10 protein-coding genes are annotated in these 12,326 nt (G+C 46.3%); 3 read left to right on the forward strand and 7 right to left on the reverse strand.

Features of this window, described 5'->3' with window-relative positions:
- Positions 1-35: 35 nt before the first annotated feature.
- A complete protein-coding gene (locus AC060N_RS17835) occupies positions 36-1,514 on the reverse strand; it encodes an outer membrane beta-barrel protein (RefSeq protein WP_479524920.1) in 1,479 nt (492 codons plus the stop codon).
- On the reverse strand, positions 1,508-2,071 hold the full coding sequence (locus AC060N_RS17840; RefSeq protein WP_153640339.1) for an RNA polymerase sigma factor: 564 nt from the start codon (positions 2,069-2,071) through the stop codon (positions 1,508-1,510). The genes AC060N_RS17835 and AC060N_RS17840 overlap by 7 nt, the downstream gene beginning before the upstream one ends.
- A gap of 300 nt (positions 2,072-2,371) precedes the next feature.
- Between AC060N_RS17840 and AC060N_RS17845 the strand changes: the two genes are divergently transcribed.
- Complete coding sequence (locus AC060N_RS17845; RefSeq protein WP_479524921.1) at positions 2,372-3,610, forward strand: serpin family protein; 1,239 nt, start codon at positions 2,372-2,374, stop codon at positions 3,608-3,610.
- 114 nt (positions 3,611-3,724) lie between these two features.
- On the opposite strand, the gene AC060N_RS17850 is transcribed toward AC060N_RS17845, so the two are convergent.
- From AC060N_RS17850 to AC060N_RS17870, 5 genes are all read right to left on the reverse strand, one after another.
- A complete protein-coding gene (locus tag AC060N_RS17850) occupies positions 3,725-5,113 on the reverse strand; it encodes a C1 family peptidase (protein ID WP_479524922.1) in 1,389 nt (462 codons plus the stop codon).
- 264 nt (positions 5,114-5,377) lie between these two features.
- Positions 5,378-6,769, reverse strand: coding sequence for a dihydrolipoyl dehydrogenase (gene lpdA, locus AC060N_RS17855; protein WP_479524923.1), 1,392 nt, complete (start codon positions 6,767-6,769; stop codon positions 5,378-5,380).
- A gap of 130 nt (positions 6,770-6,899) precedes the next feature.
- Positions 6,900-7,997 carry a redoxin domain-containing protein gene (locus AC060N_RS17860; RefSeq protein WP_479524924.1) on the reverse strand — a complete coding sequence of 366 codons (1,098 nt, stop codon included), beginning with the start codon at positions 7,995-7,997 and terminating at the stop codon, positions 6,900-6,902.
- Between the two features lie 210 nt (positions 7,998-8,207).
- Positions 8,208-9,353 carry a methylmalonyl Co-A mutase-associated GTPase MeaB gene (gene meaB, locus AC060N_RS17865; protein ID WP_479524925.1) on the reverse strand — a complete coding sequence of 382 codons (1,146 nt, stop codon included), beginning with the start codon at positions 9,351-9,353 and terminating at the stop codon, positions 8,208-8,210.
- 125 nt (positions 9,354-9,478) lie between these two features.
- Positions 9,479-10,564 (reverse strand): DUF1573 domain-containing protein, encoded by a 1,086-nt coding sequence (locus tag AC060N_RS17870; protein WP_479524926.1) that lies wholly within the window; start codon positions 10,562-10,564, stop codon positions 9,479-9,481.
- Positions 10,565-10,758: 194 nt separating this feature from the next.
- Between AC060N_RS17870 and AC060N_RS17875 the strand changes: the two genes are divergently transcribed.
- A complete protein-coding gene (locus AC060N_RS17875) occupies positions 10,759-11,127 on the forward strand; it encodes a sulfite exporter TauE/SafE family protein (protein ID WP_106540461.1) in 369 nt (122 codons plus the stop codon).
- Positions 11,124-12,326 (forward strand): M20 metallopeptidase family protein, encoded by a 1,203-nt coding sequence (locus AC060N_RS17880; protein WP_479524927.1) that lies wholly within the window; start codon positions 11,124-11,126, stop codon positions 12,324-12,326. The genes AC060N_RS17875 and AC060N_RS17880 overlap by 4 nt, the downstream gene beginning before the upstream one ends.

Here is a 12,326-nt window from a genome sequence, read left to right on the forward strand (position 1 = left end):
GAAAACCGATTCAAACCCCAAAAGCAGGCAGAATTTTAATTAAACGCATAGGTCAATCCCGTGTAAATACCCAACTGGTACGGACGGTAATTGATTTCACTGCTGGTACTAATGGAATTGAGATAATATTTTATCCTTGGTTCCAGTGTCACGGTCACCCGCTTACTCAACTCATATCCCAACCCGAGGCCAACGGTTCCGGCATAAACCAGATCGCGCAGTTGACTGGTTTCACCACTTTGCGTCTTCACTCCGCTTTCGTAAAGAGAAGCATTGTTGCCGACCAAAATGTTGGTGCTCATTCCTCCGGTTAAATCGACATTCACTTTGCGGTCGATGAGATGGTAGGCTACCAAAACCGGAACCTCAATATACTCCAGGTTCTGCTTCAAATCGGCATTGCTGGCATAGGCAGTAGTACTAGTGCTCATACCATTAGACGAACTCACAGCTAAATATGCTCCGTCCTTTATTGACGACGGCGGTTTCCGGAAGTTAACCATCCCAACTTCGGTATTAGCTGCATAGGCTGTCGAGTTGGAATTAACTCCGTAGTCAGTTCTGACGTTCGCAAATTCCGGATTATTGTCGCCAAAAACGGGAACCCGGCTGGTGTTATGCCTGATCTTTGAGTACACGATACCCGATCTGACTGATAACCGCTTGTTGAGCTTATAACCAAACATCACTCCGCCTGAGAATGTAGGTTCTGTGGAAGTAGAGGACTGAGAGACACTTGAAAACGCATTGGCTGCTGCATACAAATCGCCATGACCTCCTGATGACGACTGTCCTGAAAAAAGAGGAGATGCTTCTGCTGCCAATCTCCATCGATTGATCGGTTTATTCTCTTTTTCGTCCTGGTACTTCTGAATGTTGTCAGCAATGATGCTCTGGTCATTCAACTTCTGTTTTAAAGCTGCCAGTTGCGAATCGTTATCATTGTCCAGCCCCAAATGCTTTGACAGGAATTGAATCCAGCTTTCATTTCGACCTGACAATGCGGAGTTACTACCAGAAGGAACAGACGGTATGCGGGCGTTGATTTCCGACATGGTCTCATCCTGCTTTCTTTCGGCCATAGCCAAAACAGCCGCTTCGTTTATCTGTACAGTATGATTGCTTCCGTTACCGGGACCTCCGATCATTTTCACCGGCATCACAGAAGCCGAAAGTGTAGACATTTTGACCGGAACAACCGTTTGCGTTGCACCAGGTGTAGTTTTTTCACCGGCAACGTCAGCCGGTTGGGGCGTAACCGTTTTTTGCGGCACTACTGCCACTTCGTTTGCCGCTTGCTCCTGGTGTGGTTGGGTTACAACCCATCCGGCGATAAACGCCAGAACCACCGCAGCTGCAATCGACAATCCCTTTATCAAAGCCAGCCTATACGCTTTCTTCCGCTTGTCCAGCGAATCTTCGATATTTTTCCAGACATACATAGGAGGAGTTTCTTCAAATCCCTCCAGCCTGTCCCGGAAAAGCTGGTCAATATCGTGTTTTTCAGCTAACATATTGTATTGTTGACTTTGCTCCTTTCAACACCAAATTTTTCATATACTTTCTTCTGTAATATCACTCGCGCCCTCGACAGGTTCGACTTCGAAGTTCCTTCTGAAATCCCCATCATTTCCCCAATCTCCTTGTGGGAAAATCCTTCAATCGCATACAGGTTGAACACCATACGATAACGGGCCGGCAGTTCCTGCACCAACTTGAGCAATTCATTGGCATTAATCTGCGCCAACAAATCTTCACTCAGTTGTTTCCCCTCATATAAGGTAATATCCTCTACCGGATACAGATTATTTTGCTTGCGGAATTTTTCAAGTGACGTGTTTACCATGATTCGTCTCATCCACCCCTCAAACGAACCTTTAAACTGAAACTGGTCAATCTTGGTAAAGACCCGGATAAACCCCTCCTGAAGATTATCCTCCGCTTCGGTGGCATCTTTGGAATACCGCAGACAGACCCCGTACATCTTGCCTGCGAAGCGTTGATATAACAGGGACTGCGACTTTCGGTCGCCAGCGGAGCATTTTTTTATGATATCATCCAGGTCGGTCACGCAGTATACTTTAGTTCGAATTCTCGATCAAAAATCAGGCCCGAATCAAATTAAACTGCAACCTAAATAAATTCCACCAATATAAGAACGCAATGCACGAGCTATTTCTGTTAAAAAATGTTGATAAACTCTCTGTATTTGGGGATGAATATTCATTCTCATTTCATTTAGATTAACCGGTATTTTTCTAAACTCAATGATTAGACGCAAAGCCCGTCGCAAATGGTTGCGTCACTAGTCAGAATTTTATCTACGCAACCAATTATGCTTTCCTCCCATCTAATTCCAAAATGCCAGGCCATGAAGTTAACAAAACTAGTTACCCTGATTCTATTGCCGGTGTCGATGACCGGTTGTTCTTCCGGGGCGAATGATAATACACCCGGAACCGACATCAAACTCGATGAGAAGTCGACTGAAATAGTCAATTCAGATAATCAGTTTGGCTTTAACCTGTTCGGCACATTGATTGAAAACAGTGAAGCCGGCACCAACCTGATGATATCACCATTAAGTATTTCAAGTGCCCTGAGCATGGCCCTCAACGGAGCCAATGGTGATACCCGTACCGAAATGGAGCAGGTATTGTCGTCAAGCGGATTTACGACGGATGATATTAACTCTGCCTACCAGAAATTAATTCCCGCTTTGCGGAATTGCGACACCAGCGTCGACCTCGATATTGCCAATTCCATCTGGATTCGGAAAAATTTTGATGTACTGGAAAAGTTCATCAAAGTCAATAACGACTATTACGACGCGGAAGTTACCCGACTTCCCTTTGATAACACTGCCGTGAATCAAATCAATGATTGGGTCAGCCGGAAAACGCACGATCGGATTCAGAAAATGGTGACCAACATCGATCCGAATGATGTGATGTACCTGTTGAATGCCATTTATTTCAAAGGAAGCTGGGCCGAGAAATTCGATTCGGATGCCACACAGAATAAGCCATTCACACTGACCGATGACAACACAGTCAACGTTCCGATGATGCGGAAACACCTGAAGCTGTCGTACCTGGCGACCAACAAATTTCGGATGGCGGCTTTTCCTTACGGACGGGGGAAATTCAGGATGCTCGTAATGCTGCCCAACGAAGGGGTATCAAATACCGAGATATTGCAATCGCTGGACGCCGATTCATGGCAGACTTATTTGAAAGGAATGAGCCAACCGGTGGAACTGGATGTTTGGCTGCCCAAATTCACCTTTTCGTGGGAAACCGGACTGAAAGACGTGCTGGCCTCCTTGGGAATGCCCAAAGCCTTTTCGCAATCCGAGGCAGACTTCACAAATATCAACAGCGACGGAAGATTATACATCAGCAAAGTGAAACATAAGACATTTATTGAAGTAAACGAGGAAGGAACGGAGGCGGCTGCTTCCACATCAGTGGGAATTAGTCTTAATTCCATTGGGCCTTCGGCTGTGGAGTTTCATGCCGACCATCCTTTCCTTTTCTTCATTACGGAAGAAGATACCGGGGCTATTTTGTTTATGGGGCAACTGTCGGACCCGGAGACAGAAAGTTAAGAGGGATCACACCAGGCCCGGCAACTAACCAGATTTTTTATTCATACCTCTGTGTTTTTAGGCACAAAAAAGGGACGGCCCCAATGAGTCGTCCCTTCATTTTTTTATTTCCTATCAGAACATCGGGTCCCACGGCGGCAGCATTTCTGCTTTTTCGCTCCAGGCTTTCAATGTTTTGCTATCGAGATATTTTTTGTTAATGACGAACCGGAACATGTATTGGTTGAACCAGTTGTCGGTAAACGTCAGGTAGCCGTGGTAATCAGAATCCGGGCCCCAGCTGTTTTCAAACTGCCACTTGGTGGGTTTTCCCTGGTCGTTCACATCAACGGCAATCAGCGCCATTCCGTGTGAAGAACCACTCTCGCCAGTCAAAATACGCTGCTTCTTATCCATGCCGAATTTCACTCCGTAAACCGATCCGTAGTCGTAATTCTCAGTAGACAATACGCCTGAACCTTTTACGTAGAAAGCGCCAACATCGCAGGAAGCATACATCGGTTCGTTGTTTTTAATCGACTCGATGGCAAACTGCTTGATAACATCATTGGGAAGGTTCACGTAGTTCCAGTTGATGCCTTCTTCGGTATTGCGGTAATTCTCGATTTCGTAGTGTTTGTAATACGGGCGCGTCGGGTCGTTCATCAGCATGACGTAATCCGACAGTTTGATGTCGCCCAAAACTTCATCGCGGAATTGCTGCGGTGTGTAGTTTTTGTATTCCGAGAGATTACCGTCTTTATCCTTGTATCTCCAGCGGAACTGTTCCGGCGGATTTCCCAGGTTCAGGGCCAGCATCCGGTAAACGCCTTCCAGCATTTCTACCCGGCGGTTCTCGATGTCGGTTTTCGATTTTTTGTCGGCTACCATCTGGCGGAGTTCCAATCCATCCTGACGCAACTTGGTCACGATGAACTTCACCATCTTCCGGGTGTTCTCGCTCGAATGAGTTTCGGGCATGACACTCTTGGGAACCATGCCGTACTTGTTCACCAGGTTGACAAACGAGTTCCAAACGCCACCGTCGTCTACCGGCGATTTGAAATACCAGTTCACCTTCCGGCTCGTAAACGGAAGGTCAGCGCTGGCAACCACATTGTTCAGGAACAGATTGGCCTTCTCGAAAATATCGTAGAAGTAGAGGTAATTCTCCGAGAACTCAAACTTTTCGACGTTAAAATGCCGCATGGCCACCGGCCGGAAGATATTCAGCGAGGTAAACATCCAGCAACGCCCCGATCCCTTTTGATCGGTGATGCCGGAAATGTCATCCACCTTGTATTTAAAATGCTGGTCAACTTTGTCCACATTGTCGCGGTTAAGCGCCAGCTTATTAATGTCGTTGTTCGAAAGCGCATTTTCCATCGCTTTGGTGTACGAATCTTCCTTGTACGATTGTCTGATCTTCTGTAGTTGGTCTGCTGTCAGTGCCCCCGATTGAGCCCAGGCCGCGTTAGCAACCCACACCCCGAGCAACACCAGCAATGTCAGTTTTTTCATCATATTCACTTATCGTTTTGTTTAAAGTTGAAGGGTAAATATAGTTATATGAAAATTTATGTCTGGCGACATTCATCACGTATGGAACGAAACAAACGATTCTCTTCTTTTTATTTTGCTAGTCACGGTAGGTAGGTATCGGGGAATAGCAAATCATTACAATATCTGCACGCGCAAATAACACATCAGGCTAAAACATAAAAACAAAAAACCCTCCGGTATGGCAGTAACCGGAGGGTTCGTATCTCGATAAAATGAAATCTCTGCTTAGATGTGGATCACCTCGTCGAAAGCGGCAGCTGCAGCTTCCATCACCGCTTCGCTCATGGTTGGGTGCGGGTGAACCGATTTGATGAGCTCGTGACCGGTAATTTCCAGCTTGCGGGCTACTACCAGCTCGGCAATCATTTCGGTTACGTTGGCACCAATCAGGTGAGCGCCGAGCAATTCGCCATACTTGGCGTCGAAAATCAGCTTCACAAACCCATCAGCAGCACCGGCCGATTTCGCTTTACCAGATGCCGTGAACGGGAATTTACCGACTTTCAGTTCGTAACCAGCTTCCTTCGCAGCTTTCTCGGTCATACCGACCGAAGCAATTTCAGGCGAGGTGTACGTGTTGGCCGGGATATTTCCGTAATCGAGCGGCTGCGGATTTTCACCGGCAATCTTCTCAACACAGATAATACCTTCGGCGGAAGCCACGTGTGCCAATGCTGGTCCGTGAACAATATCACCGATAGCGTAAACACCTTCTACGTTCGTGCGGTAATAGTCGTCGACTTTGATTTTACCTTTCTCGGTAGCAATCTTCATCTCTTCCAGACCAATGCCTTCGAGGTTTGCCTCGATACCAACCGCTGAAAGTACGATGTCGGCTTCAATCTGCTCTTCGCCTTTCTTGGTTTTCACGGTCACCTTACACTTCTTACCCGAAGTATCGACCTTTTCAACCGAAGAATTGACCATTACTTTCATGCCCATCTTTTTGAACGAGCGTCCAAGCTGAGCAGCTACATCAGCGTCTTCATTCGGAACCAGGGTCGGCATGAATTCGACCAAAGTTACTTTGGTTCCGATAGCGGAATAGAAATAGGCGAACTCGCTTCCAATAGCTCCGGAGCCAACAACCACCATGCTTTCGGGTTGTTTCTCGAGTGAGAGAGCCTGGCGGTAACCGATAATTTTTTTACCGTCCTGCGGCAGGTTAGGCAGCTGCTTCGAGTGAGCACCTGTGGCCAGCAGGATGTGCTTGGCTGTATACTTTTCTTTTTTCCCTTTGCTGTCGGTTACCTCAACGGTGTTTTTGGCAACCAGCTTTCCAAAACCTTCAATCTTTTCAATTTTATTCTTCTTGAAAAGAAACTGAACGCCGTTGCTCATGCCTCCGGCTACATCACGACTTCGTTTTACCATACCGGTAAAGTCGGCCTTGATATCGCCATCGATAGCTACACCATAATCGGCTGCATGTTTGGTATATTCGAAAACCTGCGCGCTTTTCAGCAACGATTTGGTCGGAATACATCCCCAGTTCAGGCAGATTCCACCCACGTTTTCTTTCTCAACTACAGCTACTTTTAAACCGAGCTGCGAAGCCCTGATAGCGGCAACATATCCGCCCGGACCACTTCCTATTACTAAAAGATCGTAGTTCATTTTTTTATCAATCGTTTTCCGGAAAAAAATTTTACACTTCTTCCAACAAAGAAAAGTTCGTTATGTTCGGGGAAGCCGTAAGCAAAAAAAGCCGCCCCTAGCGGAACGGCTTTTTGCCAGCATAAATATTTTATTCTCCAAAAATTTCTTTCAGCTTATCATCCAAAGCCTGACCACGAAGATTCTTAGCAATAATTTTTCCGTCTTTATCCAATAACAAAGAGTGCGGAATACTCGTTACACCGTATTCTTTGGCTACTTTGTTGTTCCAGTATTGCAGGTCAGAAACATGATGCCAGGTCAAATGATCATCCTTAATGGCTTTCACCCAGGCGTCGTGATCGCGATCAAGCGATACACCCAAAACAGTGAAGCCTTTATCCTTGTACTTGTTGTACTCTTTTACCACGTTGGGATTTTCCTGACGACAGGGAGCACACCATGATGCCCAAAAGTCGAGCAGTACATATTTTCCGCGGAGTGACGACAATGTAAATGGGTTTCCATCCGGATCATTCATGGTAAAATCAGGAGCCACGGCACCAATTCCGGTTACGCGACGCTGATCGGCCATTTTCTGCAGCTCTTTCACATAGATCGATTGCTTAATGGACGGGTCGAAGTAAGCAACCAGGGTATCCAAATCCTGATAAGTGGCATTCTGACCAAACTGCCATAAAGCAACGAATGGAGCTACCGTGCTGTTTTTATGCTCGCGGATAAAATTCTTGGCAAACACTTTTTGGTTGTCCACCATAGCCTCGATATCAATCTGCGCTTTCTTCATGCCATCCTCATCACCGCTCATGCGGGCTTTGGCATATCGCTGCTGAATATCTTTAGCCTCACCGGAAAGACGTTTCATCTCGTCTGTAAACTGAGAAAAAACATCGTTTGATTTCGAACCGGTTACGACCGTTTTATCCAAACTATCGGCGTAAGCCTGTACATCTATTTTTCCGTTTTCAGCAAAAAACTGAGAAACCAGTTTTTTCTGCCCCAATCGGATTACGCGCAATTCTGGCAAATCGGTTTTACCTTTCAGCACAAAGTTTCCATTGTCAAGCTTGGTGGTGTCTTCCACATTCCACTTGGTGCCGTCATATTTTAACAAAGCCACTTCGCCGGAATCCTGCCCCTGGATATTTCCTTTAATGGTAAATCCATCGGGTGACGAACAAGCTGCGAAAACAGCCAGGGCAAGCAGCAAAAACAGGAGTTTTTTCATTCCATTCATTTTTTTCATAGTTGCGTATATTATCCTTCTATCAGATATTTTCTTACTCTAACGAAACAATACTTGAACATATTTCAATGTGATAAACAAAGTTATCAAAAGATCTGAATCAGGAAAACGGTTCTGAAATTCCTGCATTACATAACTTACCCATCAATATTCCCTGACTTTCAGGCGATGAAACGATCTCCTCAAGCAAAGCTATTCCGGCTTTTTATCGTTATTCTCAAACGTTTTGAAGTAGATATCAAGCAACCGTCGGGCGGCAACAAACGAACTGATCTCGTCACTCAGTACTGCTTTCTCCATCCCATCCAACTGCTTTTTTATTTCCGGATTACCGTAAAAATTGTTCCTCAGCGTTTCGTTTACCGATTCGTACATCCAGTATTTCGCCTGTTCCCTGCGACGATAATTGAAAAATCCATTCTTCCGGGTCCGATCGGTGTAATCATTCACGGTGTCCCAAATTTCGGTAATACCTGTCCCTACCAGTGACGAACAGGTCAGCACCTTCGGAATCCATCCCGATTCGGTGGGCGGGAAAAGGTGTAATGCATTACGGAACTGCGAAGCAGCCATGTTGGCCTTCTCGATATTATTTCCATCAGCCTTGTTAATGGCAATAGCATCAGACATCTCGATGATGCCGCGCTTGATTCCCTGCAACTCATCGCCGGCTCCGGCTATTTGAATCAGCAGGAAAAAGTCGACCATGGAGTGCACTGCAGTTTCGGATTGTCCCACGCCCACCGTTTCGATGAAAATGGTATCGAAGCCGGCTGCTTCACAAAGGACAATAGTTTCGCGGGTTTTCCGGGCTACACCGCCCAACGAACCTGCCGAAGGACTGGGCCGGATGTAAGCGTTCGGATCACCTGACAAACTTTCCATCCGGGTTTTGTCGCCAAGAATTGAACCTTTCGAACGCTCGGAACTTGGGTCGATAGCCAGAACGGCCAGTTTACCACCGTTCCCGGTGATGTGCTTTCCCAACGCCTCGATAAATGTACTTTTCCCTGCTCCGGGCACACCGGTAATTCCCAACCGGGTTGAGTTTCCGGCAAACGGCAGACATTTTATAATGATGTCCTGCGCCAGCTGTTGATGTTCGGGATTACTACTTTCGATAAGCGTTACCGCCTGGCTCAGCAAAGTCCGGTTTCCATCCAGAATTCCTTTCACATATTCATCCGCCGAAAGTAATTTGCGTTTTCGTTTTTTCAGAAACCGCTTTACCGAATCTTCATTCACCGAATCAGGCTGCTCAATTCCTTTATTTACGTTCAATCCAAGGTAGTTCGGATCGTTTTCAGGGTGATCGCTATGATGATTATCCTTGCTCATTTGTTGTTCACTTTCCTGCGAAATTACAATTTTTTACCCCGTTTACACGGAATAACCAGCGTATTCGAACATAAAAAAACCTCCATGAAAATGGAGGTTCTCCTAATGAATATTTTTAAATCGGGTTATGATTTCACATTTCCGGTAATCCGTAAAATCGTGGTTGGCTGATCGGGATCATTCGTAATAACCGTAATCGATTTGTTCTGACGACCACGTTTGCCATGCGAGTTAAAGACGACTTTCAAATCGGTGCTTTGGCCCGGCTTAATAACGGTTGTAGCCGGAGTAACGGCAGTACATCCACACGATGCCCGGATGCGATGTATAACCAAATCGCTCTTACCGGTATTCTTAATCTGGAAAACATGATTCACTTTCTGTCCTTCGCTGATTTCGCCGAAATTAAACACGCGCTCGCCGAACCCTACTTTAGGCGAATTGGCTAACTGCTTCGGAGTCAACTTGGAGAAATCTTCCACGATCGTAGCGCTGACACCGATGGAGTAATTGTAGTTCGATTCACCGTTTTCTGTCAGATAAATCCGGTCAATCACGAATCCATATTCTTTCTTTTTCGAGGCATCGTAGGTTACCACGAAATGGCCTTTTTTACCAGGTTGTACCGTCTTCGGAACAATGTCCACTTTCAGATATGACGGTGCCTGCTTCACACCAATCGTCACCGGCTTGTCGCCCAGGTTAACGAATTGGAGACTATCGGTTCTGACCTCATCATCTTTAATTTTCACAAAAGCCAGATGATTGGTACGCATCCTGATCAAGCCTACTTCACGCGGATAAAGCTCTTCCGGTGTTTTCACGCGGGGAATCACCTTACCGCGAATCTTCAGAACCACCATCGGATTCGTTGCATTTGAGGAGATACTAATCGTCTTGGTAAAATTTCCCGGACGGTTACGCGGATTGTAGGTTACCCTGATATGGCCCTCATCACCGGGCGACACAGGTTTCCGTGTCCATTCCGGGGTTGTACAACCACACGAAGAACGCACATAGGAAACAATCAAAGGCGCGTTACCCGTATTTTTAAATTTGAAATCATACGATACATTCCCTTGTTCTTCCTTGAATGTACCAAAGTTATGTTCCAGGTTATCGAATTTTATGGTGGCCCGGTTTTGTGCGACCGCCGAATTCAAACCCGCCATGAACAGAAATAATACTAAAACAGAAACAGTTCTCTTCATAATACAACATTTTATCTGAACAAAACTAATAAAATTATGATTCGCTTATTGAGACCAACTTCAGATAATGGCCTGTAAAAGCACCAGTTTTAACATTCTTTAATTCTATTTAGGAAGTAGGCAGCGTCCGGCTCTTTACGTTCTAATAACGTTGTACTTTGGGAATTTCGTATCTTCGACAAAAACTATGATCTATGGAACTATCGCAGGTTTTGTTGCTGGTTCTGGTCGGATTTACCGCCGGGATCGTTAGTGGAGCACTCGGTGTGGGCGGCGGTATTGTCCTGATTCCGGCTTTGGTCTATCTCTTCGGAATGGAACAACACACCGCGCAGGGAACCAGTTTGGCTATCCTCTTACCGCCTACCGGGATTCTGGCAGCCATGGCTTACCAAAAACAGGGTTTCATCAACTGGAAATATGCCATTATCATTACCTTGATCTTCGTTTTGGGTGCCTGGGTTGGAGCACAGTTTTCGATTGCTGTTCCCGAGAAGTTGATGCGACGAATCTTTGCGTTATTCCTGTTAATTGTCGGAGCTAAAATGTTTTTTGGAAAATGATGGAATTGAAGAAAGAGATACAACAACTGGCACAGCAATATTTCGACGACACCGTGGCTATCCGTCGCCACTTACACCAATACCCCGAGTTGTCATTCGAAGAGTTTGAAACCTCCGATTTTATCCAAAAGCAATTGGACGAAATAGGTGTTTCCTATCGGACAGGAATTGTCAAAACCGGTATCATTGCCCGGCTTGACGGAAAACTGCCGGGAGGACGAACGATTGCGTTGCGCGCCGATATCGATGCCCTTCCTATTGTCGAGAATTCCAACCAGGGTTACTGTTCGCTCAACCGGGGCGTGATGCATGCCTGCGGACACGATGCACACTCTGCCTCTTTATTGGGAGTTATTCGAATCTTGAAGAAACTGGAACATAAACTTCGCGGTACGCTCCTGTTTATCTTCCAGCCGGGAGAAGAACAATTCCCCGGAGGCGGAAAACTGTTGTTGGAATCGGGAGCATTGAACGATCCGAAACCGGAACTGATTCTGGCTCAACATGTGCTACCGGAAATGGAAGCCGGACATGTTGGTTTTCGACCCGGAATGTATATGGCTTCCGGCGACGAAATCTTTTTCACCGTTAGGGGAAAAGGCGGACACGGAGCTTTGCCACACAAACTGACGGATACTGTTTTAACAACCGCACACATCATTACTGCGCTGCAGCAAGTAGTGAGCCGTAACGCTCCGGCCGATATCCCATCGGTGCTTTCTTTCGGAAGAGTAATTGCCGAAGGGGCCACAAACATCATCCCCGATGAAGTTAATGTATCCGGTACGTTCCGCACCATGGACGAAGCCTGGCGGGCCGAAGCGAAGGAACGAATTCAAAAAATCGGCCAGGCAATAGCCGAAGGAATGGGAGCTACCTGTGAGTTTCAAATCAACCATGGCTACCCCATGCTGATGAACGACCACGAGGTGACCAAACAGGCCCGCGAGTTTGCCGTCGAATATCTGGGTAAAGAAAGAGTGGAGGACATGGGATTGCGAATGACCTGCGAAGATTTTGCCTATTATTCGCAACAATTTCCGGTTGCCTTTTTCCGCTTTGGCGTGAAGAAACCCGGAAGCAGCGAAACCGCATCACTGCACTCGCCCACTTTCGACATCGACGAAAAAGCGTTGGAAACTTCTGTTGGAAACATGGCCTACCTGGCGGCCCGTTTCTCGCAGCAGAAAAAGGAATAA

Source organism: Prolixibacter sp. DSM 2831 (assembly GCF_056493735.1).